The 25,184-nt window shown below is 41.2% G+C and carries 18 protein-coding genes; 2 read left to right on the top strand and 16 right to left on the bottom strand.

Annotation, left to right across the window (positions count from 1 at the left end):
* Positions 1-119 precede the first annotated feature (119 nt).
* The 8 genes from J0X13_RS09100 to uvrC all read right to left on the bottom strand — a co-directional run bounded on the left by J0X13_RS09100 (position 120) and on the right by uvrC (position 12,572).
* Positions 120-557 (bottom strand): hypothetical protein, encoded by a 438-nt coding sequence (locus J0X13_RS09100; RefSeq protein WP_207071130.1) that lies wholly within the window; start codon positions 555-557, stop codon positions 120-122.
* Positions 558-656: 99 nt separating this feature from the next.
* Complete coding sequence (locus J0X13_RS09105; protein WP_207071131.1) at positions 657-3,305, bottom strand: TonB-dependent receptor; 2,649 nt, start codon at positions 3,303-3,305, stop codon at positions 657-659.
* Between the two features lie 171 nt (positions 3,306-3,476).
* Positions 3,477-5,114, bottom strand: coding sequence for a glucose-6-phosphate isomerase (gene pgi, locus J0X13_RS09110; protein ID WP_207071132.1), 1,638 nt, complete (start codon positions 5,112-5,114; stop codon positions 3,477-3,479).
* Positions 5,114-6,394: a peptidoglycan DD-metalloendopeptidase family protein gene (locus tag J0X13_RS09115; RefSeq protein WP_207071133.1), complete on the bottom strand. Its 1,281-nt coding sequence runs from the start codon at positions 6,392-6,394 to the stop codon at positions 5,114-5,116. The genes pgi and J0X13_RS09115 overlap by 1 nt, the downstream gene beginning before the upstream one ends.
* Before the next feature lie 19 nt (positions 6,395-6,413).
* Entirely contained in the window at positions 6,414-7,376 is a 963-nt protein-coding gene (locus J0X13_RS09120) for a tryptophan 2,3-dioxygenase family protein (RefSeq protein ID WP_207071134.1), read from the bottom strand.
* An 11-nt stretch (positions 7,377-7,387) separates the two neighbouring features.
* The gene (locus tag J0X13_RS09125; protein WP_207071135.1) at positions 7,388-8,170 is read right to left on the bottom strand and encodes a DUF3108 domain-containing protein; all 783 of its coding nucleotides are present in this window, start codon (positions 8,168-8,170) and stop codon (positions 7,388-7,390) included.
* Positions 8,171-8,507: 337 nt separating this feature from the next.
* Positions 8,508-10,775 (bottom strand): patatin-like phospholipase family protein, encoded by a 2,268-nt coding sequence (locus tag J0X13_RS09130; RefSeq protein ID WP_207071136.1) that lies wholly within the window; start codon positions 10,773-10,775, stop codon positions 8,508-8,510.
* A gap of 3 nt (positions 10,776-10,778) precedes the next feature.
* Positions 10,779-12,572 (bottom strand): excinuclease ABC subunit UvrC, encoded by a 1,794-nt coding sequence (gene uvrC, locus J0X13_RS09135; RefSeq protein WP_207071137.1) that lies wholly within the window; start codon positions 12,570-12,572, stop codon positions 10,779-10,781.
* 481 nt (positions 12,573-13,053) lie between these two features.
* Between uvrC and J0X13_RS09140 the strand changes: the two genes are divergently transcribed.
* Positions 13,054-13,617, top strand: coding sequence for a 5-formyltetrahydrofolate cyclo-ligase (locus J0X13_RS09140; protein WP_207071138.1), 564 nt, complete (start codon positions 13,054-13,056; stop codon positions 13,615-13,617).
* Here the strand turns inward: J0X13_RS09140 and J0X13_RS09145 are convergent.
* The 4 genes from J0X13_RS09145 to ileS all read right to left on the bottom strand — a co-directional run bounded on the left by J0X13_RS09145 (position 13,605) and on the right by ileS (position 18,727).
* Positions 13,605-14,255 (bottom strand): lipoprotein signal peptidase, encoded by a 651-nt coding sequence (locus tag J0X13_RS09145; RefSeq protein WP_207071139.1) that lies wholly within the window; start codon positions 14,253-14,255, stop codon positions 13,605-13,607. The two genes, J0X13_RS09140 and J0X13_RS09145, sit on opposite strands and share 13 nt — an antisense overlap.
* A gap of 33 nt (positions 14,256-14,288) precedes the next feature.
* On the bottom strand, positions 14,289-14,870 hold the full coding sequence (locus J0X13_RS09150; RefSeq protein ID WP_313786666.1) for a DUF4097 family beta strand repeat-containing protein: 582 nt from the start codon (positions 14,868-14,870) through the stop codon (positions 14,289-14,291).
* Between the two features lie 67 nt (positions 14,871-14,937).
* Positions 14,938-15,321 (bottom strand): TraR/DksA family transcriptional regulator, encoded by a 384-nt coding sequence (locus J0X13_RS09155; protein WP_207028286.1) that lies wholly within the window; start codon positions 15,319-15,321, stop codon positions 14,938-14,940.
* A gap of 4 nt (positions 15,322-15,325) precedes the next feature.
* Positions 15,326-18,727, bottom strand: coding sequence for an isoleucine--tRNA ligase (gene ileS / locus J0X13_RS09160; protein ID WP_207071141.1), 3,402 nt, complete (start codon positions 18,725-18,727; stop codon positions 15,326-15,328).
* Between the two features lie 179 nt (positions 18,728-18,906).
* Between ileS and J0X13_RS09165 the strand changes: the two genes are divergently transcribed.
* Positions 18,907-19,221: an Hsp70 family protein gene (locus tag J0X13_RS09165; RefSeq protein ID WP_207071142.1), complete on the top strand. Its 315-nt coding sequence runs from the start codon at positions 18,907-18,909 to the stop codon at positions 19,219-19,221.
* 60 nt (positions 19,222-19,281) lie between these two features.
* On the opposite strand, the gene J0X13_RS09170 is transcribed toward J0X13_RS09165, so the two are convergent.
* The 4 genes from J0X13_RS09170 to J0X13_RS09185 all read right to left on the bottom strand — a co-directional run bounded on the left by J0X13_RS09170 (position 19,282) and on the right by J0X13_RS09185 (position 25,148).
* Entirely contained in the window at positions 19,282-21,702 is a 2,421-nt protein-coding gene (locus J0X13_RS09170) for a TonB-dependent receptor (RefSeq protein WP_207071143.1), read from the bottom strand.
* A 2-nt stretch (positions 21,703-21,704) separates the two neighbouring features.
* Positions 21,705-22,424: a DNA repair protein RecO gene (gene recO, locus J0X13_RS09175; RefSeq protein WP_207071144.1), complete on the bottom strand. Its 720-nt coding sequence runs from the start codon at positions 22,422-22,424 to the stop codon at positions 21,705-21,707.
* An 88-nt stretch (positions 22,425-22,512) separates the two neighbouring features.
* Positions 22,513-23,865 carry an NADP-specific glutamate dehydrogenase gene (gene gdhA, locus J0X13_RS09180; protein ID WP_207071145.1) on the bottom strand — a complete coding sequence of 451 codons (1,353 nt, stop codon included), beginning with the start codon at positions 23,863-23,865 and terminating at the stop codon, positions 22,513-22,515.
* A 128-nt stretch (positions 23,866-23,993) separates the two neighbouring features.
* A complete protein-coding gene (locus J0X13_RS09185) occupies positions 23,994-25,148 on the bottom strand; it encodes a cystathionine gamma-synthase (protein ID WP_207071146.1) in 1,155 nt (384 codons plus the stop codon).
* Between the last annotated feature and the right edge of the window lie 36 nt (positions 25,149-25,184).

A 25,184-nucleotide genomic window follows, 5' to 3' on the forward strand; every position in this document is an offset into this window, starting at 1 on the left:
CTGTCACATCGAGCGCTGTCGAGATGTTTTGCCGACCTTTCGACTGCGCTCATGGTGACGAAACATTTAACACCTTTACTATGGATTCCTACGCTCGCAGGAATGACATTGCATTTATTTTAAGCGAACCATTGGTTCCATGGAATACGACTCAAGATCAATAAAAGACCTAGACCGTAGAAAATGGAAATGGTCTTGAACTTTCTGTCGCTTTCCATCAACTTTTTATGCTTAGACCATCCTATGGTAATCAGCACCAAGGCTATAATGTTGATAAATGGGTGCTCTACGGCCAACAAACGCGCAGGAGCATTCAATCCGCTCATACCAAGTGTTTGGATGGCTTTAAGCCCATTGGCGGACACAAAGTAAAGAACAAGCCCCACCAACAGCTGAATATGGCTCAAAATGAGCGCAAACAAGCTTATGCGAAGGTCTTTATGGAGAGTGAAGTCCTTTTTGCCCAACCAGCCTGCTATGGCGTTGACTACGGCAATTACTAAAACGGCCAGCACCACATAGGCCAAATAAGAGTGTAGGTTCTTGATGATTTCCATTAGGTATAGTTTGTGTGGTCTAAAAATACGGAATTTTGAACATAAAAAAAGCCCCTCGCCAGAGCGAAGGGCTTTTAATGAAATATATGCTAAATCTTATTAGAATCTGTATGTTACACTTGCATTCCAAGTACGTCCGTTTCCGTAGAATACACCGAACGCATCAGTTTGGTTCAAGTAAGCATTGTTGAACAAGTTGTAAACGTTTGTTCTAATTTCCATTTTGTTCATGCCAAAATCAAACGTGTAAGCTGCAGTCATGTCCAACAAAGTATATGCATCCAATTTAGTTGTTTCGTAAGAGTTACCTTCTGCAACAACATCGGCTACATCAACAAACTCATACAAGTTTCTAAAGTGGTTCATATCCAACCCTACCTCAAATCCATTTGCGAAATCGTAATCTGCATTAAGACCCATGGTGAATTGAGGAGCATTGCTGATCTCAACTCCATCCAAGTTAACATTTCCATCAAAGAAGTTTGCTGGAAGTGGATCTCCGTTTTGGTCTGTGTAATCACCTATTTCGGCATTGGTAAAGTATGTGTTGTCTCTAAAGTCCCTTGTTCTGTAAGGAGTGCTTCCAGAGAATACCCAGTCACCATAAGATGTATAAGCACCGACAACCAATCCTTGAGCGGCTCTCCAACGAGCAGTAAGCTCGATACCTTGGTGCAACTGAGTTACATCTGTTTGCTCACGGTTAACATCTACTTCCGCATCTGTAGCGATATCGATGATGGTGTTACCATTGGCAATAAATCTGTTAGCCCATTCAGTTCTGTACAAATCCACTGTGAACTGGAAATCGTAAGTGTTGAATTTATATCCAAGTTCCAAACCAGTGATTTCTTCGTTCTCCACTTCTGGATCAGCCAACTCTGCTGTACCAGAGAAGATGTTGTCCAAGAATGGTTGACGTGAATAGAAACCAGCATTGGCGTATACAGAGCTCTTTTCGTTAAAGTTATATGCTCCACCACCTTTTAGGTTGTAACCAAATTTGTTGGCTTTGTCAGATGTTTCAGTGGTTTGGTTACCATTGACATCAGTTGCAAACCTATCTTCTCTTTGGTAAGATTGGTTGGATATTGCCCCTTGGAAAAATACGGAGAATGCATCCTCTGCGTATTCAATTTGACCGAACATTCCCTGATAGTTGATGTCTTCAGAGTAATCGTAGTTGATTCTCTCATCTTCGTCAGCGAATTTAGTCAATGTGCTCCATGGATTGATACTGAATGACTCTGTTACAATTCTGTCATCTGGTCTATCGTTAGACCATCCGGACAATCCATAAAAATCGGCAACTTGTCTAAAGTGATCTCCTGTGTAGAATCTAAAGTCAGCACCAACATTAAAGCTTAGGTTATCGTTAAGGTCATGGCTAAAGTTAGATACCATTCCATACCATTGGTGGTTGTTCATGGAAGCACGACGGATATAACCAGCACCATTAGGCGCTCCGTAGTCTCCACCTATTCCAACAAGAGCATTGTTTGCTCTAATTCCGGCATAATCAATTTGGCCATCAATACCACCTGCTACTGGATAATCCGGCAATCTAACTCTTCCGTTACCTCTTGGTCCGGTTCCACCACCACGGCCCCAAGAAGCGTAAAGTACGGTTGAAAGGTCGGATTTATCAGAGATATCCCAATCCCAGTTCAAGTTCATTACCGGCTTGTGGTAGAAGTTTGTTCTTTCAGACTCCAACTCACCTTCATCAAATCCCCAGTGTTGGTTGTATTTTCTTTTGGCTTCAACAACCTCAAAAGGTTGTGACCAACGTTGCATGTGCCATTGTGGTGCACCAAAAATCAAGAAGTTAAAGTTGTGATCCCCGATAAGTTTACCAACAGAGAAGAAATAGTTCTGACCCTGTCCTTTGGTTCCTTCAGCAAACTTTCTTTGACCTTGCCAGTGATCCAACATCACTGAGAATCCCCAGCCATTTTCGTTGATTCCTGAGTCGTAAGAAGCAGTGGTTTTAAAGAAACTGTCGTTACCAACCATGAAACGACCGAAACCGCCTTCACTTTTTTCAGTGGCCTTGGATACGATGTTCACGGTACCACCTACAGAAGAAATGGCCAATTTAGAAGAACCAAGACCCCTTTGTACCTGAACAGCATTGGCGATATCTGCCATACCTGCCCAGTTGGACCAGTACATTCTTCCATCCTCCATACCGTTGATAGGCTGTCCGTTCAATAGGAAAGCCGTGTTGGTTTGGTCAAAACCTCTCAAGAACATTTGAGAATCACCAAAACCTGTTTGGTTGGATACGTATACAGAAGGCACGTTTTTCATTACCTCTGGGAATTCCACGTTACCAGCAGAAACAGCTTGTATTTCATCTCTTTTAATGGTAGTAACGGCAATAGGAGTGCTTCTGTCCTCCTCAAGGTCGATAATACCAGATCCGATTACTACAACTTCTCCCAATTCTTGGGCGTCTGGCATCAATTGAATTGAGCCGAGGTCTCCAGTTGAAGTAAATTCAACTTGCTTTCTAATAAAACCGATGTAAGAAATCACCAAGGTGCCAGAGCTTTGGCTTACCTCCAAGGTAAATTTTCCATCAAAATCCGTAGACGTACCATTTGTAGTACCTTTTACTACCACGCTGGCTCCTGGAAGCGGGCCGCCAAGCTCGCCGTCTACTACAGTACCAGTAAGAGTTCCTTGTGAAAACGCCATCGCGGAAACAAAAATAGCCGCAATAGCCAAGTAGATTCTTTTCATTTAATCAGTGTTTAAGTGTTTAATTAGCCCTGCAAATGTGATTCATTTTTGACACACTGGCATTAAGCCAAAGTTAAAATCATGCAAATATACTTAACACTAAATTAACAAAACAAATCATCTGAAAGACAATTGTTTAGAGTTTTTAAAAGGTTTTAAACAGTTGGTAATTTACTCCTTAAAAAAATGCAAAAGGTTCAATGTGGAACTATCGTGTTTACCGATTTCTGAATTTTCGATATCCCCCAAAATATTTTTGGCCAGTTGTTTGCCCAATTCAACCCCCCATTGATCGTAGCTAAAGATGTTCCAAATTACACCCTGCACAAATATTTTATGCTCGTATAGTGCAATAAGGGCACCTAAACTTTTTGGGGTCAATTTGTCAATCAATATCGTGTTGGTAGGCTTGTTTCCTTCGAAGATTTTAAAAGGAAGCAGTTTTTCGAGCTCTTCACCGGACAACCCTTGTGATTCCAGTTCTTGTTTTACTTCATCCGCTGTTTTACCGTTCATCAAAGCTTCGGTCTGGGCAAAAAAGTTTGCCATCAATTTATTGTGATGGTCCACATCACCGTGCAAAGACTTCTTGTAGCCGATAAAATCGGTTGGAATCAATTTAGTTCCTTGGTGAATCAATTGGAAGAAGGCATGTTGGGAATTAGTTCCCGGTTCTCCCCAAATAATGGTGCCGGTTTCGTAACCCACTCTATTTCCAGATCTATCCATACTTTTTCCATTACTTTCCATAATACCTTGTTGTAGGTATGCAGAAAAACGATGCAAGTATTGGGTATATGGAATTATGGCTTCAGTCTCTGCCTTGTAAAAATTATTATACCAAACGCTGATAAGCCCAAGTATTACCGGAATGTTTTTTTCAAACGAAGTTTCTTTAAAGTGCGTATCCATTTCATGGGCCCCATCCAAAAGGGCCTCGAAATTCTCGTAGCCCACAGAAAGTGCAATGGACAAGCCAACCGCGCTCCAAAGCGAGAATCTCCCACCGACCCAATCCCACATGGGGAATACATTTTCATCCGCAATACCAAACTCCTTGATTTTTTCAAGGTTAGTGGATACCGCTACAAAATGATCGGCCACATCCTTCTCTGTTCCTGTTTGCAAAAACCATTTTTTAATGGTCAGGGCGTTACTCAAGGTTTCTTGTGTAGTGAAAGATTTGGAAACAATAACGAAAAGCGTGGTCTCTGGATCAAGTTCTTTCAAGACTTCATGCACCAAATCACCATCCACATTGCTCACAAAATGGGTTTTTAAATCATTTTGATAGAATTTCAATGCTTCGGTCACCATTACAGGGCCCAAATCCGATCCTCCGATTCCAATATTTACGATATCCGTAAATGCTTTGCCCGTATGCCCTTTTCTTTCGCCTGAAATAATTGCTTCGGAAAAGGTTTTTATTTTTTCTTTGACTTCAAATACCTCATCAACAATATTGACTCCATCCACCAAAACGCTATCACCTTTTTTGGCCCGCAAAGCGGTATGCAGCACAGCTCTACCTTCGGTTTGATTGATGAGCTCCCCTCCAAAGTAACTTTTTATGGCTCTTTTAAGTCCTACTTCTTCGGCCAGTTCCAACAACAGCTTTATGGTTTCGTCAGTAACCCTGTTCTTTGAGTAGTCAACTAAAAAATCGTTCCAAAGAAGTGATAAATTTTTCCCTCTATCCTCTTCTTTTGAAAAGAGTTCCCTTAAATGTACGTCTTTGGTCTGTTGATAGTGTTGCTGAAGTTTATTCCAGGCATTAGTTGTAGTAGGATTGATTGTGGGTAGCGACATTACTGGGTGTATGATATTAAGGTTTCTTCGGGTTCTGTTGGGGTTGGATCTAAAAATTCTATGCAGTCCAATTGTTCTTTTAAAGGAGAAATATGTGCTAAATAGTCGGTACGCAACGAATCTGCTATGGGTTCTGCCGCAGGCAGTTTTTCCTTAAGAGGGTCCACTTGCCTACCGTTCTTCCAAAAGCGATAGCATACGTGAGGTCCGCCGGTGTTACCGGTCATACCGACCCATCCAATAACATCGCCTTGTCGCACAAACTCGCCTCTTTTAACCTTTTGGGCTTTCATATGGAGGTATTGTGTGCTGTACGTCCCGTTGTGTTTGATCTTTACATACTTTCCGTTCCCACCTCTTCGAGTAGATTCCGTTACGGTTCCATCGGCAGTTGCAACGATTGGTGTACCAATGTCCGCTGCGTAATCCGTTCCTTTGTGAGGCCTTACTTTGTAACCGTAGTAGGCTATCCTACGCTTAAGATTGTACCTGGAGGACAATCTATAACCAAATTTGATGGGCGCTCTTAAAAAGGTACTTCTTAAATTATTGGCATCTTGATCAAAGTAATCCAAAATTTTGTTGGTAGTGTCAGCTACATAAGGAAAGGCATATACCGTTCTTCCCTTGTGCTCAAAAAGTGCGGCTTTAATGGGGCCTCTTCCTGCATAAACGGTATCATTGATATAGCGTTCATCAAAGACTACTTTAAACTTGTCTCCTTTTTCCAAACGGAAAAAGTCAATCGTCCATGCATAAATCTCCGACAGACCTATAGTTACACCATAGTCCACGCCCAAATTGTCCATGGCTTCAGAAAGACTACTGTTGATTACTCCACCAACTTCACGTTCCCTAAGTGTAACTTCTTTTTTATTTTTATAAGCAACTGCAGAGTCGCGTAAATCAACAACTGTATAATTTATCCTATCGTTTTGATAGATAAAAACTTCGGCCACTTCACTGGTATCCTTTGATTTAAGGATGAGGTATGGCTTGCCCACCATAATTTTGCGAACATCGAAAGTATCGCGATAATTTTCTGAAATGGCAGCGATTTTTGGGTAATCCACCTTGTTTTTGAGCATGAGTTCACCAAAGCTATCGCCCCTCCGAACGGTATCGCGTACTACCTTGAATTCATCTAGATTAAAGCCGTAGTGAAGCTCTGGCAACTTTTCAATAGGTTCTGCCTTTGCTACCTCCTTAACCGGTTCCTTAGTTTGTTTGCATGATGCCAGCACGGCCAGCACCACAATTGCCCCAATAATTTTCCGCATCGTTCTTCTATTCCTTGTTTTATTTTTTGTCGGGATTAAAAACATGGTCTACCCATTGTTTGCCCCATGTATCCAACTCTTCTTTGGTATGCAAAGTTGGGAAAAAAATTATTTTCTGGAAACTTGGCGGTAAATACTCCTTCCAGTTGGTACCACCAGTCGCCTCAACATCTTTGCCCTCTCTTGCCAAATATCTGTGTGCCGACCCCATATGCATCAACGGCCAATTTACATTAGCGTTCAAATCTAACTCTTTTAACGCTGAAATCAACTCTTCATTGTTTTTGGATGTTTCGGGCAGCTGAAGATATTTTTGATATACGGTACTGTCTTTCACTTGGTTGGCTATGCGTAGAAGTCTTGGCGTATACCTAACCTCAAACTGTTTTAGGGTAAGGGTTTTTTCTCCTGTAGCCAAATCGGTAGCACCTTTTTTCCAATAAACATGCTCAAATAGTTCTTCTATGTTGTTTTCAGACGAAAACGAACCCCTGTCGGACGGATGTACCATATTTTCCAATGGAGTCGCATAAAATTCTATCATTCTATACTGTACTGACTGAAACCCACTAGCTGGAAGCAATGCCATACGGTACCTCAGAAACTGTTCCCGCTCCATACCCTTGATCATTATACTAAAGGAAGATATAAGCGCTTTAAAATAACTGTTGATCCGACGAACTTTTTCTATAAAAAAAGTAACATCCTGGGATTTGTCCTCCACAATCTGTTTTTCTTCGTGGAGGATGAGTTTAAAGTACAGCTCTGTAATTTGGTGGTACATGATGAAGATTTCCTCATCAGGAAAATGTGTCCGTGGCACTTGGAGGCTTAACAGTGTGTCCAAATGGATGTAATCCCAGTAAGTAAGATATCTTTCGTAGAGAAGTCCATCCAGATAAGAGCTAAGGTCCTGGCCCGAGTTTTTGTACTTCTCCTCTAGCTTGTTGATTTGGGAAGCGATTTTTGCGTCCTTATCCATTAATGCCGATACTAATTCATTATTATTTTGAACTGGTTCTTTAATCCGTTGTAAGCATCCAAATCTGCCTTTAACGATCCCACGGCCAAATCTGCCTTTATTCGAATAGGTATTTTGTTCCAGTCGTTCGAAACCCAAAGAGTAAGGCTCTCTTTCTCCTTGAATACACGGCCGGACTGAACCAAAGGCCTAAATTTAAGACATTCCACCTTTCCAAACTTCGTCCTGAGGATTTCTTTTCCCAAATATTTTAACTGAAACGTAAAAATCCCATCATCATCAAAAAGCATATCCAGTATTATGGATTCCCCCTCTTCAAATTTTTCAAGATTATAGTTGCTCCTTAAATAGTAAGACGCAGAAATCAAATCCTGTATTTTGTCGTGGATGGCTATGTCCTTTTCTGTGCCGTTCTTATTATCGATCAATAAAGCTGTATCTTCTTTGTAGTCGAACTCTATTTCTATATCCTTGGTGTATCCACCTTCATCAATTTTTCGAATAAACTTATAAGGTTTCCCATGTTCGCGGTCAAAATAACTTTCGTAGGTGTCATCGACCTTAAAAAAAATGCTTGCAAAACCCGTCGTCTTGCCTTTTCCCACCACATGATAAACAGGAACCTCATCAAGCTTACTGGAAGTCAAATGCATAGTTGCGTAGCTTGCATTAAGGAAGCCATAGTGAATTCTGAATTTGAGCCATTCCCCCGGTTTAAAGGCCGGTCGTAAACTCTGACCCATTACCGGCATTGCCAATAAAAGCAGAAGTAAGGGCATCAATATCTTTTTCATAAACAATTTTATTGGTATAAAATTAATAAAATCACTTTAGGGGCTATGCTGTTCACATATACTTAAACAAAACTTATTCCAAAATAGTATAAACAAAAAAAAGCCCAGTCTCGAGACTGGGCTTTTCCTAAATAACCAACCAAACTTTAAATTATGAAAAACCAATACTTAAAGTTATAAGGGAACCACCCCTTATGTGGGTCAAAGATAAGGCAAGGTTTTGTGGCTAAAAGTGTTTTTAACGGACTTTAACTAAACACCAATTAAATTGATTGGTTTTAGTCGTTTTTTTGACAAATTATTAAGAGAATTAACCTTTTGGATATAAAGATTTTTATTAAAACCAATATCCCAGACTAACGAAAAAGTTTCCATCTTTTGTTTCCGGGCTCCAAGAATAATACAATTGTATCGGGCCCAAGAACGATTCAAAACCATATCCAACTCCATACCCAGAAAAACTAGGTTCCTTGAACCAATCCCCGGTCCTAAAAAGGTCATCGGCAATATTCGCATAATTTGCATTAAGGAGCATATGGTGCTTAGGTGCAAAACGGTAATCCAAGCGTCCATATGTTTTTATAAAACTATTTCCTGGAAGACTAAGGAAATCATACCCCATAAAGGGTACAAAATTATTGACAAAATCGTTGCCAAACCCACCCAAAGCAAAGTCAAAAGAGGTTACTGGTGAGGTGCCCAGTTTAAAACCTCCATTGGTTTCCAGCTGCAAAGTCAAATTTGGCACTACAGAAAATGCTCCTCCAAATGTTGCTTTTGCTATTGCAAACTGAGTAAAATTATCCGTGTAGTCGGAAGACAGGCCGTAAAAATGAAAGTCGCCGTCGAACAACAATCCTCTAGTGGGAAAATATTTATCGTCATAAGTGTCCAACTTTATTTGGGAGTATGCGTTAAGGTAGTTGGAGTTTTCAAAAGTGGTACGTTGATTGGAGCTTGAGATATTGCCATCGGTTTCCGATGCTACTTGATTCAATGTTCTGGTACTGTATTTGAGAAATTTGTGTTCCGCTCCTATGATAAAGGCAAATTCTTCCTGTATTACTGTTTGCAGATACACTTGATTGGTTAAATCGGTAACATCCATGTTTATCCTTTGAATGTTAGGGTCCGCAGGAATATTAAAGTTACTTTGTATCAGTGAAAAATCGGTGTCGGCATCAAAATTTGTCAATTTTGAGTTTATTCCAAAACTCCAATAATATCCTTTGTCCAGATAATACTGCATATTATACCTAATGTGATCTCCCAAGATAAAATCGAATGAAGCCACATCATCTTTCATTAAAAAATTTTTCTTGGTGAGATTTATAAGCGCAGCGCTTTTGTACAGGTCATCATAATGTGCGGACATTTTAATGAACATCTTGGTCGGGTTCTCTTTAAGTTTCAAAATCAAATCCGTACCCAGTCCATTGGATACCAGATCGTATCGAATTGCCTTAAAGTTTCCTGTGGCCGAAAGATTGCTCATTCCCTGTCTTAAATCGTCAAAAGAAATTTTTTCAGCCAAGTTGAACCTTAGTTTTCCTTTGATGTATCCCCTGGTATATTGATCGTTCCCTTCGAGAATCATTCTGTTTATGGTCAAGCTATCTGCCATTTCAACCCTTTTCCTTGGTCTTGGCGTCCCATTTTGTCTTTTGGCCAATTGTTTTAATTCTTCCAATTTACCTTGGGCCGCTTCTTCACCACTTTTCACGATCTGTGTTCCTTTGTCAAAGGCTATTACGGAAAACTCATCAATATTGGGCCTTATATAGATGTCGGTTTCCTTTGACTTCTTCTTCATATCGTTGACAGTACGGTAATTGTTGATCTGCAACAATATTTCCGTAGCACTGGACAGCGACTCGCGTGTGGCTAAATCGTGTTGCACATCAACCCCAATGATGATGTCCGCCCCCATACTTTTTACTCGGTCAATGGGATAATTGTTCACCACACCCCCATCAATCAAAATTTGGCCATCTATCTCTGCCGGTTCAAACAATGAAGGAAATGTTCCGCTGGCCACAATAGCTTCGGGCAGGTAGCCTTTATCCAACAAGATTTCTTCTCCTGTTTCTACATTGGTGGCCATACACAAAAAAGGTATTGGCAATTTTTTAAAATCCTGAATATCCTTTACATGGAAAAGTAACTGTACCAAAAGATTATAGATGTTCTGTCCCCCTGAAATGGCTTGTGGAAAGGATATCTTAAAGTTTTCGAAGGGGAGTGAAAGTGCATATCGCTCAGAATCCTCTTTTTCATAAAATGTTTTGGCGCTACGCGGCACGTTATCCTGGATCAAGTCGGTGAAATCGGTACTCCTAAAAATGGAATCCAATTGCTGTGCAGTATATCCCGAAGCATACAAAGCGCCAACAATGGCCCCCATACTTGTTCCCCCTATATAATCTATTTTTACTCCAGCTTCCTCAATAACCTTTAATGCACCAATATGGGCCAAACCTTTTGCACCTCCGCCGCTTAGGACCAGCCCCACTTTTGGCGGGCTGCCTTCCGAGGTGTTTTGAGCATTTGCCACCGTAGCCAGTAAGGCAAATAAGATTGATATGGTTATTATGATATTTCGCATTGCTTACTTGTGAAAGGTTCGATAGATTTTCTTTGCTTTTGATTCTCCTACCGCAGCTGTCAAATTTTCGAGGGATGCTTCTTTTATCCGCTTAACGGATTTAAAGCTCTTTAATAATTGTTGGGCGGTCTTTTCACCTATACCTTCAATATTAACCAATTCTGAACTAATAGCACCTTTACTTCTTTTGTTTCTATGATGTGTAATGCCAAATCTGTGGGCTTCGTTCCTCAGCTGTTGGATTATTTTTAAACTCTCCGATCTTTTGTCCAAATACAAAGGCACTGGATCATCTGGAAAATAAATTTCTTCCAAACGTTTGGCTATGCCCACAATCGCAATTTTTCCCCGAAGCCCCAACAACTCCAGACTCTTTAAAGCTGATGACAATTGTCCTTTCCCGCCATCAATCACTATAAGTTGAGGCAACGGTTCCTCTTCATTCAATAATCGTTTGTACCTTCTAAAAACGACCTCTTCCATACTGGCGAAATCATCCGGTCCTTCTACCGTTTTAATGTTAAAGTGACGGTAGTCCTTTTTGGATGGTTTCCCATCTTTAAAAACGACACATGCCGCAACTGGATTGCTTCCCTGTATATTCGAGTTGTCAAAACACTCTATATGACGTGGTTCTTCGGACAAGCGCAGATCGGATTTCATTTGGGACATGATTCGTTTGGTATGCCGATCAGGGTCTGTGATCTTTATTTGCTTTAGCCTATCTTGACGGTAGAATCTGGCATTCCTTTCCGAAAGATCCAAAATCCTACGTTTGTCTCCCAGCTTGGGCAATGTCACTTTTAAGTCTCCATCCACGGTAACGGGGAATGGCAGATAGATTTCTTTAGAGGTTGAATTGAAACGCTGCCGAATCTCGGTAATGCCCAATTGCAGTAATTCCTCATCCGTTTCGTCCAGCTTTTTCTTTATTTCCAAGGTATGTGAACGGATTATGGCACCGTGGGAAATCTGTAAAAAATTGACATACCCGTATGTTTCATCGGAAATGATCGTAAAGACATCCACATTGTTGATTTTTGGATTTACCACTGTGGATTTTGCCTGATAATTTTCCAATACATCGATCTTGTCTTTAACTCGTTGCGCCTTTTCAAACTCCATTTCTTCGGCAAAGCCGTTCATTTGTTGCTTAAAGGTCTGAATGGAATTTTTTAAATTCCCTTTGATGATCTGCCTAATGTCCTCGATTTGATCGTGATATTCCTTTTCCGTCTGAAATCCCTCGCAAGGCCCCAGGCAATTGCCCAAATGATAATCCAAGCACACTTTGTATTTTCCCGCCTCTATTTTTTCCTCGGACAGATCGTAATTACAGGTGCGCAAGGGGTACAGGCTCTTGATCAGGTCCAAGAGTGTCCGTACCGTTTTCATGCTCGTGTATGGGCCAAAGTATTCGGAACCGTCCTTAATCAACTTGCGGGTAGAGAACACCCTGGGGAACCTTTCATTTTTGATACATATCCACGGATAGGATTTATCGTCCTTTAGCAAAACATTATATCTGGGCAACAATTTTTTGATCAGATTGTTTTCGAGCAGAAGAGCATCTGACTCTGTTGGCACAACAATATGTTTTATGGAATGTATCTTCTTTACAAGAACACGTGTTTTACCATATTCCTGCTTTTTATTAAAATAAGAAGAAACACGCTTTTTAAGGTTTTTGGCTTTGCCCACATACAGAATTTTTCCATCGGCATCATAAAATTGATAAACTCCAGGATTGTTGGGAAGGGAACTTAACTGTACTTTTAAGGATACCGATTTGGACATATGAGCTCTAAAAAGTGAACTTTTTTGACTTTACAACAAAGTTATATTTTAATTACCGTGATTATTGTTAAACTTAATCAATTACTTGTTTGAATGGATAAACATTGATAATCATCCAACAATTCTTGCAAGAATACACGAAACCAGAATTTTAAAGTAGTTTTTTAAAGAAATTGAAACCAGGGTTTTTCCATTAAAAAACTACGGAAAACTTGCAAACGAACAGTTAAGAATTGGTCTAAATTGTTAAACGGTTGCTAAAAATTATGCATTTCATCGATAAAAAGTGCATTTCATGGTATAGTTTTCAATTGTTTTACTTACATTTAACCATATAAATACAATCCTATGGAAAACTATATTATCGTTTTGGGAATGTACCTGATTTTGATGCTTTTCTTCAAAATCTTTTTCTCCGTGGCAACAAAAGAAGAATAATAGGTCATTTACCCAAAACAACCCCAAAATCTTCAACAGTAATATGTTGAAACGTGAACTAAGAAAAAAATACAAAAAACTGAGAGCGGAAATTTCCCCAACAAAAGCCTCAGATTTAAGTTTGATTTTAGTGAACACCTTACTTCAAATCCCAATTTGGGATTTTTTTTATTTCCATACATTTTTGAGCATCGAAGAAAAAAACGAGGTAGATACGTTGCCCTTGATAACCCTATTGCAGGGCAAGGATAAAAATGTGGTTGTTCCCAAAGTAATAGGGAAAAATACCATGGAAAACTATTTGCTCACCGATAATACCTCTTTAAAATTAAGTGATTGGGGGGTTCCAGAGCCAGTGGACGGCATTGAAATTCCAGAAACCAAGATCGATGTGGTTTTTGTGCCACTTTTAGCTTTTGATCTCCAAGGGAATCGTGTAGGATATGGAAAAGGGTTTTATGATACCTTCTTGAACAAGTGCGGAAAAGAAACCGTTAAAATTGGATTGTCGTTCTTCAATGCCGAAGACGAACCTATTTCTGATATTAATGAAAATGATATAAAATTGGACTACTGCGTTACACCAGAAAGGATTTATGAATTCTGATCGGTAACTCCCTCTTTCTTCTCATCTTGCTTTGGAAATGCTTTTTTGTTGAACACGATCAATATTCCAACTCCAGTGCTTATTGCTGTATCGGCAACGTTGAACACTGGTTCAAAAAAGCGAAAACGTTGACCTCCAACGGAAGGTACCCAATCTGGCCACGTAGTATCCACCAAAGGAAAGTAGAGCATATCCACTACTTTACCATGAAATAAGCTCCCATAAGTTTCATTGGCAAATAGTGTAGCTACCTGCCCATTACTGTGATCAAAAATAATCCCGTAAAAAACGGAATCGATAATGTTGCCCACTGCCCCGGCGAAAATTAGGGAAACGGCCAAAATCAGCGTTCTCGGTGATTGTTTTCTAATAATATCCCATAACCAATATCCAATTCCAAAGACCGCAAAAATTCGGAAAATGGTCAAGATCAATTTTCCGACAGATTCTGAGATGGGCAAAATATCGCTTAATTTTGTGCCCCAAGCAGCCCCTTCGTTCTCGATAAAAAGAATTTTGAACCAACTGAACACTTCATGGGCCTCTCCTAGGATAAAACTGGTTTTAATATAAACCTTGCTAATCTGGTCCACGAGCAGGATCAGTATTATGATAATAAGGGACTTCTTTAAATTCATGCTTTTACTAAAAGGATTGCAAAAATATAGATATTATTTTGTTTTCGTCAGGAAGATGTTTCCTTCTATTGTCTTAAGAACAAATTGATTGTAACCAGAAGGGATGTCCTCGGTTTCCACTTTTCCATAAACACTCTCGGCCATGATCTCACCGTTTGGGGCCGATAGCAAAATATCTCCTGTTTGTGTTATTACCTCTACAGATTCCGAAACATCTTCCAAGGTACATCGTCCATCAGATAAAGTAACATTCAAATCTTCATATTTTCCAGTGGCATATAAGTTGGTATTGGTTCCAAAAACATTCACACTTTTATATTCCGGAACACTGATTTCCAGGGCAATGGAAACCACTTTATGGGCACTGAGCTTATCGTTGGGGTTTATAAAAAGAGGTTGGAAATCTGCACTTATCATGGCAGTAGTACCGCTTTGCTCTATGGAAATCAATAAATCTTTGGCATACTCGCCCTCCATACTCGCGGAAACCTGAACTTCATCAGAAGATGACGTTTTTAAATCAATTCGGTAACAATATTGAGCATCAATTTGAATGGTTTCTGTTCGGGGGCCGATAAAAGCCTTCCTTACTAATTTTTGCGCGTGAAGATTCACGAGCGTAAAAAAAACCAACAAAAACAACAACGCCCTCATAAAGAAAAAACGCCCGAAGGCGTTTTGATTATTTCTGCATATTCTTCGCCTCAATGCTCAACGTAGCATGGGGCACAAGCTTTAAACGCTCTTTGTTGATGAGCTTTCCGGTTACTCTGCAGATACCGTATGTTTTGTTCTCAATACGCAACAAAGCGTTTTTAAGATCACGAATAAACTTTTCTTGACGGATAGCCAACTGAGTGTTCGCCTCCTTGCTCATGGTCTCGGAGCCTTCTTCGAATGCCTTGAATGTTGGTGAGGTATCATCCGTACCATTGTTACCGTCATTCATATAGGAACTTTTTAAAAGCTCTAAATGTTTTTTGGCCTTCTCTATTTTTTCCTCGATCAGGGTTCTGAATTCCGCAAGGTCCTTGTCGGAGTATCTTACTTTTGAATCTTCTGCCATTTTCTTAATGTTTTTGAATAAACAATTTTGTGTTCACCTCATCAAAGGCTATTGCAACACCTTCTTCAAGTTTCTCTTCAAAGTTGAGCTCGGCGGTCAAAGTTTCCGTTTTGATATACTCCTCATTACTGGAAACAGCATTTTCCACTAGGCCGTCCTTCAATATTTTGATATCAATTTTATCTGTTACCTCAAACCCTGATTCCTTTCGCAGATTCTGGATTCGGTTCACAAGTTCCCTTGCGATTCCTTCTTTCCTCAAAGTTTCATCAATGGTCACATCCAAAGCAACGGTCAACGCACCAGAGCTGGCCACCAACCAACCTTCGATGTCCTGGGAACTAATCTCTACATCGGTTAACTGTAAATTAACGGTTTTATTTTCCAACTGTAGCAATAATTCTCCCTCGCGTTCAATTTTTTGTATGTCTTCTTGTCCCAGTTTTGATACTGCCGTCGCGATAGCCTTCATATCCTTACCAAATTTTGGGCCCAAAACCTTAAAGTTGGGTTTAATTTGTTTTACAAGCACTCCGGAAGCATCGTCCAACATCTCGATCTCCTTCACGTTCACCTCAGATTTCACCAAGTTGGAAACTGCTTCAATATCGCTTCTTTGCTGATCGTCCAAAACAGGGATCATAATTTTTTGAAGCGGTTGGCGCACTTTTATTTTCTCCTTTTGACGAATGGAAAGTACCAAAGAAGATATTTTCTGTGCCAACTGCATCTTACGCTCCAAGTCCTTGTTTACCATATTGGAATCAAAAACCGGGAATGTTGCCAAATGCACACTTTCAAAACCTTCCTTTTTAGTGGTGGAGTCCAAATCCCTGTATAATTGATCCATAAAGAACGGAGCAATCGGTGCAGATAATTTGGCCACTGTGGACAAGCAAGTGTAAAGCGTTTGGTAAGCGGAAATCTTATCCGTTTGATAGTCTCCCTTCCAGAAGCGTCTCCTGCTCAATCGAACATACCAGTTACTCAAGTTTTCCTGAACATAATCGGAAATCATTCTAGCGGCACGGGTAGCTTCGTAATCTCCGTAAGCCTCGTCCACATTTTTGATCAAGGTGTGGAGCTCGGACAAGATCCATTGATCTATCTCCGGCCTTTCTTCCAAAGGCATATCAGCTTCGGAATAGTCAAATTCATCAATATTGGCATAAAGTGCCATAAAGGAATAGGTGTTGTAAAGCGTTCCAAAGAACTTTCGTTTCACCTCAACAATTCCTTCTATATCAAACTTAAGGTTGTCCCATGGGTTGGCATTGGAAATCATGTACCAGCGTGTGGCATCGGGGCCATGTTCCGGCAATACCTCGAACGGGTCTACTGCATTGCCCAATCGCTTGGACATTTTTTTACCTTCCTTGTCCAGAACCAGTCCATTGGATACCACATTCTTATAGGCAACACTATCAAAAACCATAGTTCCGATGGCGTGCAAGGTATAGAACCAACCACGGGTTTGGTCAACCCCTTCCGCGATAAAATCTGCAGGGAACGCCACTCCATCGTCTATCAGTTCGTTGTTTTCAAAGGGATAATGCCATTGCGCATAGGGCATAGAGCCACTATCGAACCAAACGTCGATAAGGTCTGCCTCACGCTTCATAGGCTGTCCCGATGGTGAAACCAAGGTAATGCCGTCCACTATATTCTTGTGCAAGTCGATTTTATCGTAGTTTTCCTCGCTCATATCGCCAACCACAAAATCTTCAAAAACGTCCTTGTCCATCACACCCGCCTCAACGGCTTTGACCATTTCTGACTTCAACTCTTCCACGGAACCTATCATCAATTCCTCTTTACCATCTTCGGTACGCCAAATAGGCAACGGAATGCCCCAATATCTTGATCGTGATAGGTTCCAGTCGTTTGCATTGGCCAACCAATTCCCGAAACGCCCTTCCCCAGTGGATTTTGGCTTCCAGTTGATGGTCTGGTTCAATTCAAACATACGGTCCTTAACATCGGTCACCTTGATGAACCAAGAGTTCAGAGGGTAATAAAGGATAGGTTTGTCCGTACGCCAGCAATTTGGATAGCTGTGCACGTATTTTTCGACCTTAAAGGCCTTGTTCTCTATTTTTAGTTTGATGGCGATCTCTACATCAATCGACTTTTCGGGTGCTTCGCCCTCATCGTAATATTCGTTCTTCACGTACTTGCCGCCAAACTCTTTCATTTCAGGCCTGAACTTCCCTTGAAGGTCTACCAACGGAACTGGGTTGTCGTTTTCGTCCAAAACCAACATAGGGGGAATCTCCGGCGTAGCTTGTTTTGCCACCAATGCATCGTCCGCACCAAAGGTAGGTGCAGTATGCACGATTCCCGTACCATCTTCAGTGGTCACAAAATCTCCAGAAATTATCCTAAAGGCATTCTCTGGATTTTGGTAGGGCTGTACATAATCTATCAATTGCTCGTACTGGATGCCTACCAAGTCTTTCCCCACAAAGGATTCTCCTACCAAATAAGGAATCTTTTTGTCTCCTTCTTTAAATGATTTCAATTCTACCTCGGTCTCCACTTGGGTAAACTTTCCAGAAAAATTGTAGCCTACCAAGTTTTTAGCAACTATTACATTGATAGGCTCAAACGTGTATTGGTTGTATGATTTAACCCATACATATTCAATTTTTGGGCCCACTGTCAGCGCTGTGTTCGATGGAAGGGTCCATGGAGTGGTCGTCCAAGCCAAAAAGTAGATATCGCCACCTACCGTTTGCAAAAATTCTGGAAGTGAATCGGTTTTGGCCTTGAACTGTGCGGTAACTGTAGTATCCGTCACATCTTGATATGTTCCTGGCTGGTTCAGCTCGTGCGAACTTAAGCCGGTACCCGCTTTTGGCGAATAGGGTTGAATGGTATACCCTTTATATATGAGTCCTTTATCGTAGATCTGTTTGAGCAGCCACCAAACGGATTCCATATACTTGGGCTTGTAGGTGATGTACGGGTCGTCCATATCCACCCAATACCCTACTTTCTCGGTCATTTCGTTCCAAACATCCGTGTAGCGCATTACTGCTTTTTTACAGGCCGCATTGTAATCCTCAACCGATATTTTTTTGCCGATATCTTCTTTAGTAATTCCAAGCTCCTTTTCCACCCCGATTTCCACAGGCAGTCCGTGGGTATCCCACCCTGCCTTTCTCTTGACTTGGAAGCCTTTCATGGTTTTGTACCGTGGAAAGATATCTTTGATGGTACGCGCCATTACGTGGTGAATCCCTGGCATTCCGTTTGCAGATGGTGGTCCTTCGTAAAACACGTAGCTCTCCTTGCCCTCCCTTGTGGAAACGCTTTTTTCAAAAATTTGTTTGTCTTTCCAAAAGTCAAGAATTTCTTCAGACACTTTTGGCAAATCCAATCCTTTATATTCCGCAAACTTCATATACTGCTTCTTCTACTAGAATTCAAGTTTGCAAAATTATAAATTTAGATGGAATTATACCCTTCATTTTGGCATTAGAATTCACATAATTCCCTTAACCTAAATATGATATGCAGCCTATCACCTGTTTACATGAAATTACCTATCTTCCTTCATTATTAACACTTAACCATTTTACTATGAAAAAAATAGTGATTGCCGCAATGGCATTGACCCTTTCCATGTCCGTGATGACATCCTGCAGAGACACCAAAGACAAAGCAAAAGAGGCTACTGAAGATGCTGCCAATAGCTTAAAGGAAGCTGGCGATGATTTGGAAAAGGCTGCAAAAGATGCTACCGACGCTATGGAAAAAGCGGGCGAAGAAGCCAAAGAAATGGGCGAAAAAGCCTTGGACAGCATTAAAAAAGCTGGTGAAGAAACCATGGAAGCCGCAGAAAAAGCTGGCGAGGACATGAAAGAAGCCGCCAAAAAGGCCATTGACAGTATGTAGGTTTCAAAACTTCTATTGAAAAACTAAATAAAGGTTCGGAATTTTTCCGAGCCTTTATTTTTAAAACACGTATCCCAATCCTAAAACCAAGTTGGTTCCAGGGGCTGCAATTCCCGAGGAATACGGTCGATACCGTTGGTTGGTCATGTTTTCAAGGCTCACGGATGCTTTTAAGGCGTTGGTAATTTGATATTGAGACCTAAAGTTTAGTGTGTACCATGATGGCGAATAGGGATTTCCGTTGGCATCAGTGGCATACATGAAAGTTTTGCCCTGTTCGGACAGTGCTAAATCATCATTGCTTACCTCTCCATTATAATTGACAAAGACATCTGCCTTTAGTTTTTGGTTTTCCCAAATCAAATGTACATCACCAAAGGTGGGCGCGGCGTGGCGCGATGGACTATCCGTGCCGTCATCGTCTTCCTCAATACCCTCAGTCAAGGTTAGGTTGGAGTTTAGAGAGAGGTGCTCATTAAAATAAGCTTCCAAACCAAATTCAAATCCGTAAACATAAGCCTTGGCCGCATTTTGAATCGCCTGAACATTGCTCGGTTCACCATTGTATTCGATTTCGGTCTGACCTCCAAAGGAAAAATCCCTTCGCACAAGAGCATCCACCAGATAGGTATAGTAAGCGGCTCCCTTCAGTACAAGGACATCGTTAAAGTTTTTTCTGAGACCCAACTCACCATTATAGGCATACTCTGGTTCCAAATCGGGATTTGGCACCACTACAGACCCTGGTTCCGAATCAAAAATCTTTCCGATATCATCAATATTGGGTGCTCTAAAACCTGTGGATCCGTTCAAGGTTACCTGCAAATCCGATCTGGGAAACCAACTTAGTCCCAAACTCCCCGTCAACGCTCCAGTAACTATATCAGCCTCATCAAACGGAAAGGGATAATAGGTGGTCTCAAATGTAGCATCAACCCACACTTGACTGTAGCGAATTCCTGACAGGAAGGAAAGGTTGGGCTTTAACTGGTACTCACCGTTAATATATCCGGCCAAAGTTTGCCAAGTGGCACCATCGGGATACCTTGAAGCTGTTTCCTCAACTTCATCCGTTTCTATATTGCGCATGCTTCCTTGGGAGTTCACCTTGTTAAAAACATACTCGGCTCCGTAGTACAGATTAAGAGCTCCTATTTTTTTGTTTTCAAAATCCAAGTTCACGGATAGGGCATCTACTTTTTCACGGGTCGAATACAGTTCGGCGTCCTGAAATCCTCGGTCGTTCCGGCTTTCTTCAAAAAATTGATAGGCGGTGGTCAATTTTACGCCATCATAGAACTTATTTTTTCCTTTGTTGGTGATTTGAAAGTTCCCCATAAACCATTTTTGGGGGCCGTAGTACCATTCCGCGGAACGAAGCCCATCACCATCCCTGCTAGGCCTAATTAACCTATCGTATCTGGGATAATCCGACGTTTCGGAATAATAGATTCCCAAATCATAGTTCCAGGTACTATTGGGTCTGTAGGTGAATTTTTGGAGAAAGTTCACCTGATCATAACCTGAACTCACTTGTTTTTTGGGGTCATCGTTCGTTACCAGAATATCGGTGCCGTTCTCTCTGATCACGTAGTTAGGGCGCAAATAAGATTCTGGACCGTGTTCCCCCATCTTTAGATCTCTAAAACTATTGTAGGTGAAACTGGTATATGAAGCCCATTTTTGCTTGCCAAAATTAAAATCTACATGAGCGGTATTCTCGGAGTTGGCCGATGCAAACCTATAATTCACATTTCCAGAGAATGCTAAACTATCCGCAAATGAAAAACGTGGCTTTTGTGTGTAAAAGTTCATCACACCCCCTATGGCATCACTACCGTATATTACTGACCCTGGACCAAAGGTTACCTCCGTCTTTTTGATGGTAAACGGGTCTATGGATATCACATTCTGAAGGTTTCCTCCCCTAAAAATGGCATTGTTCATTCGCACGCCGTCCACGGACAATAAAATCCTGTTGGTGGCAAAACCTCTGATCATTGGACTACCTCCTCCCAATTGGCTTTTCTGCACAAAAATCTTCCCACTATTTTGTAGGAGATCGGCCGATGTCTGCGGTGAGGCAAAAGCAATGTTACGGGCATCGAAGGTTTCAATTTTTTGTGGGATATGTTTTCTCTGTTGTTCCCATTTGGAAACCGACATCACCACTTCTTGAAGTTCTTCGGTTTTTAATTGAAGATAAACCCTGTTGCCCCGACGTTCAATCTGCTCTTTGGTAGTAGTATAGGTTTCGTAACTAATATGTTTAAAGGTAATTCTCTCGTTCGGGGAAAAAATGTCCAACTCGGTTTTACCATTGGCATCGGTGACGGTTGTCTTGGACTGGTCCTTATTAAAGATAGCGATATTGTCCACGGGGATTCCTGTATCCGCATCCAAGACGGTTACTTCTTGAGCATAAAAAGTTAGGGTGAATAAAAATAGGATTAGGGTTAAAGTTGGTTTTAGGTTTTGCATTTTTAGGTAAATACTGCATTTAAAACTGCGAGAGACTTTGGTTCACGAAATCCGTGTACATGCAATCTGTAATACTGAATCACCGTTTTTAAGAGTTCTCGCCGGTTCGACTTAGTTAGTTGTATCATCTTTAAAGCCTCAAAATTCATGCCCAAAAATTTCTTAAAACTTTGCAAGTTTTCGGTCTGAATCAAGGGGTTAAGGCTAGGTGTTTTGCAGAAACTTCCTTCCAACAAATCAAAAAACGGCGAGTTTTGGTAAGATGTGTCCGGATAAAAGCCCAAGTACTTGGTCAAATTGAGTAAAAATAAGATGTGAAAGTTTGGCGATAACTGATGGATATCCATCCAATGGAGTGCATATTCCAAGTAATTGAACAGACTTTCGTCCTGCTCTTGCTCCTGAATACTGTTGCCCAACATCTCCGCTAAAAAGAGTACAACGCTGTTCTTTACCACATCGGTGTGCAAGGTTTGGTAGGGAATGGCAACCTTAACATCCCTTATGCTTTCCAGTGTGCCTTTATTCCTGTGGTTGGCCACAATTTCCAATTGCATCAACGGAAGAAAATAAGCGGGCCTGATCTTAGCCTTTTTGGAGGCAAGTACCCCTTTTAGCAAATATGACTTTACCCCATCGGATTGGGTAAACGCCCTAACAATAAGACTAGTGTCCCCATACTTTATGGAGGAAAGTACTATGGCCTTTGTGGTGATTTGCATGGGCTAATAAAAAAGCAGTTACCAAAAGTGTAAAAGTAATCACTCCTTTTGGTAACTGCCAACCAAAAACCATTCTCGATGGTTTATATTATATGACCCCTTGAGCCAACATGGCGTCCGCAACCTTAACAAAGCCAGCAATATTGGCCCCTTTTACGTAGTTGCAGTATCCATCCTCATCGCCGTATTGCATACAGGCATCATGGATGTCGGACATAATTCCTTTCAATCTCTTGTCCACTTCTTCCCTGGTCCAGCTAATGCGCAATGAGTTCTGGCTCATCTCCAATCCTGAAGTAGCTACACCACCTGCATTGGAAGCTTTGCCCGGAGCAAACAAAATTTTGGCATCGTGAAAAGCGTGTATGGCCTCTGGTGTAGAAGGCATGTTGGCACCCTCTGCAACGGCGATACATCCATTTTTAATCAATGTTTTAGCAGCGTCACCGTCCAATTCGTTTTGGGTGGCACATGGCAATGCAATATCACAGGCTACTTTCCAAGGAGTTTCTCCCTTATGGAATTCTGCTGATGGATATTTATCGGCGTATTCGGAAATTCTTCCTCGTTTATTGTTTTTAAGATCCATCACATAGGCAAGCTTTTCCTTGTCGATGCCATCCTTATCGTAGATAAACCCTCCTGAATCAGAAAGTGTCAACACCTTACCTCCAAGGTGCAACACCTTTTCGGCGGCATATTGGGCCACGTTACCAGAACCCGAAATCACCACCTTTTTACCTTCAAATGTTTCGTTTTTGGTCTTTAACATGCTGTCGGCAAAGTATACGGTACCATAACCGGTGGCTTCCGGACGAATCAAGGAGCCTCCCCAAGAAAGTCCTTTACCCGTCAGTACCCCAGTAAATTCGTTTCGTATCTTCTTGTACATACCGAACAAGAATCCTATTTCACGGGCACCAACTCCAATATCTCCGGCTGGGATATCGGTGTTTGGACCGATGTGTCGACACAGTTCCGTCATAAAAGCGTGGCAAAATCGCATGATCTCATCATCAGATTTACCTTTTGGATCAAAGTCGGACCCTCCTTTACCACCACCCATAGGCAACGTAGTCAGACTATTTTTGAATACTTGCTCAAAAGCCAGGAACTTTAAAACACTCGCGTTTACGGTGGGGTGGAAACGAAGCCCGCCCTTGTACGGTCCAATAGCAGAGTTCATTTGTACGCGGTATCCACGGTTTACATGGATTTCTCCATCATCATCTATCCAGGCCACACGGAACGAAATCAAACGCTCTGGCTCTACCATACGTAAAAGGATATTCTTACCATAGTAAATATCATTTTGCGCTATATAAGGTATCACGGTTTCCGCAACTTCTTGTACGGCTTGAATGAATTCGGGCTCATGTCCATTTCTGGAAATCACCTCATCCATGAACACTTTTATTTTATCTTCTATTCTTTCTTCCATATCTGGGTTAAAATTATTTTTCTTTCCGCTAACGAAAAGCGTTATTTTATTGAATTATGAATTTCAGGGCAAAATTATATTATTTCAATAATTTGAATATTTATTTTTTATAAATTTTTCAAAAAATGTTAGTTAAGCGCCTGTTCGAGGTCGGCAATCAAATCTTCCACATCCTCTATGCCGACACTTAGCCTGATGAGCGCGTCAACAACACCGTTTTTTTCTCGTTCTTCTTTAGGAATACTGCCGTGCGACATACTTGCAGGGTGTCCTACCAAACTTTCGACACCTCCTAACGATTCCGCCAGGGTAAATATTTGAAGGTTCTCCACAATTTTAATGGCACTCTCATAGCTTCCGCCCTTGGGTACAAAAGAAATCATGCCACCAAAACCTGTCATCTGTTTTTTGGCTACTTCGTGATTCAGGTGGTGTTCAAAGCCAGGCCAGTATACTTTATCGATTTTAGAATGATTCTCCAAATATTTGGCGATGGATTCCCCATTTTCGCAATGTCTTTGCATACGCACATGGAGTGTTTTTATACCACGAAGGGTCAAATAACTGTCCATAGGGCCACAAATACCTCCGCTGGATTTCTGGATAAAGTACAATTGATCGGCCAGTTCTTGTTGCTTTACCACTAAGGCGCCAACCACCACATCGCTATGGCCTGCCAAGTATTTGGTAGCGGAATGCATAATGATATCCGCACCCAGATCCAATGGGCGCTGCAAATAAGGGGTGGCAAATGTATTGTCCACTCCCAGCAGTAATTTATGGCTCTTTGTGATTTTGGCTACTGCTTCTATATCAATAATGTTCATCATAGGGTTTGTGGGAGTTTCCACCCAGACCAACCTTGTGTTTTCGTTGATTTGCGAAACCAGTTCTTGCATATCCACCATTTCCGAAAACCGAAACTTGATTCCATATTTTTCATACACCTTTTTAAAAAGCCGGTAGCTGCCACCATAAAGGTCACTGGTGCAGATGACCTCATCACCTGGGCTCAATAATTTCATTACGGCATCAATAGCGGCCATTCCGCTACCAAAAGCCATCCCAAAATGTCCGTTTTCCAAACTGGCCAAGGCATTTTCCAGGGCCGTTCTGGTCGGGTTTGCCCCCCTGGAGTATTCATAACCCTTGTGCCCGCCAGGCGTGGACTGTGCATAAGTGGAGGTTTGATATATAGGTGGCATTACAGCTCCATAAGCCGCATCGGGCTGCTGCCCTCCGTGAATCGCTTTACTATTGAATTTTAACTCTTTTTTGCCCATGCTGAAACTATCTTCATACAAATGTATCGTTATCTT

This window comes from [Muricauda] lutisoli (nom. illeg.), from assembly GCF_017313105.1.
Lineage (GTDB): Bacteria > Bacteroidota > Bacteroidia > Flavobacteriales > Flavobacteriaceae > Flagellimonas > Flagellimonas lutisoli.

Coding starts and splice junctions, on each gene's coding strand:
- J0X13_RS09100 (WP_207071130.1), bottom strand. CDS start 557: ATGGAAATCATCAAGAACCTACACTCTTATTTGGCCTATGTGGTGCTG.
- J0X13_RS09105 (WP_207071131.1), bottom strand. CDS start 3,305: ATGAAAAGAATCTACTTGGCTATTGCGGCTATTTTTGTTTCCGCGATG.
- pgi (WP_207071132.1), bottom strand. CDS start 5,114: ATGTCGCTACCCACAATCAATCCTACTACAACTAATGCCTGGAATAAA.
- J0X13_RS09115 (WP_207071133.1), bottom strand. CDS start 6,394: ATGCGGAAAATTATTGGGGCAATTGTGGTGCTGGCCGTGCTGGCATCA.
- J0X13_RS09120 (WP_207071134.1), bottom strand. CDS start 7,376: ATGGATAAGGACGCAAAAATCGCTTCCCAAATCAACAAGCTAGAGGAG.
- J0X13_RS09125 (WP_207071135.1), bottom strand. CDS start 8,170: ATGAAAAAGATATTGATGCCCTTACTTCTGCTTTTATTGGCAATGCCG.
- J0X13_RS09130 (WP_207071136.1), bottom strand. CDS start 10,775: ATGCGAAATATCATAATAACCATATCAATCTTATTTGCCTTACTGGCT.
- uvrC (WP_207071137.1), bottom strand. CDS start 12,572: ATGTCCAAATCGGTATCCTTAAAAGTACAGTTAAGTTCCCTTCCCAAC.
- J0X13_RS09140 (WP_207071138.1), top strand. CDS start 13,054: ATGTTGAAACGTGAACTAAGAAAAAAATACAAAAAACTGAGAGCGGAA.
- J0X13_RS09145 (WP_207071139.1), bottom strand. CDS start 14,255: ATGAATTTAAAGAAGTCCCTTATTATCATAATACTGATCCTGCTCGTG.
- J0X13_RS09155 (WP_207028286.1), bottom strand. CDS start 15,321: ATGGCAGAAGATTCAAAAGTAAGATACTCCGACAAGGACCTTGCGGAA.
- ileS (WP_207071141.1), bottom strand. CDS start 18,727: ATGAAGTTTGCGGAATATAAAGGATTGGATTTGCCAAAAGTGTCTGAA.
- J0X13_RS09165 (WP_207071142.1), top strand. CDS start 18,907: ATGAAAAAAATAGTGATTGCCGCAATGGCATTGACCCTTTCCATGTCC.
- J0X13_RS09170 (WP_207071143.1), bottom strand. CDS start 21,702: ATGCAAAACCTAAAACCAACTTTAACCCTAATCCTATTTTTATTCACC.
- recO (WP_207071144.1), bottom strand. CDS start 22,424: ATGCAAATCACCACAAAGGCCATAGTACTTTCCTCCATAAAGTATGGG.
- gdhA (WP_207071145.1), bottom strand. CDS start 23,865: ATGGAAGAAAGAATAGAAGATAAAATAAAAGTGTTCATGGATGAGGTG.
- J0X13_RS09185 (WP_207071146.1), bottom strand. CDS start 25,148: ATGGGCAAAAAAGAGTTAAAATTCAATAGTAAAGCGATTCACGGAGGG.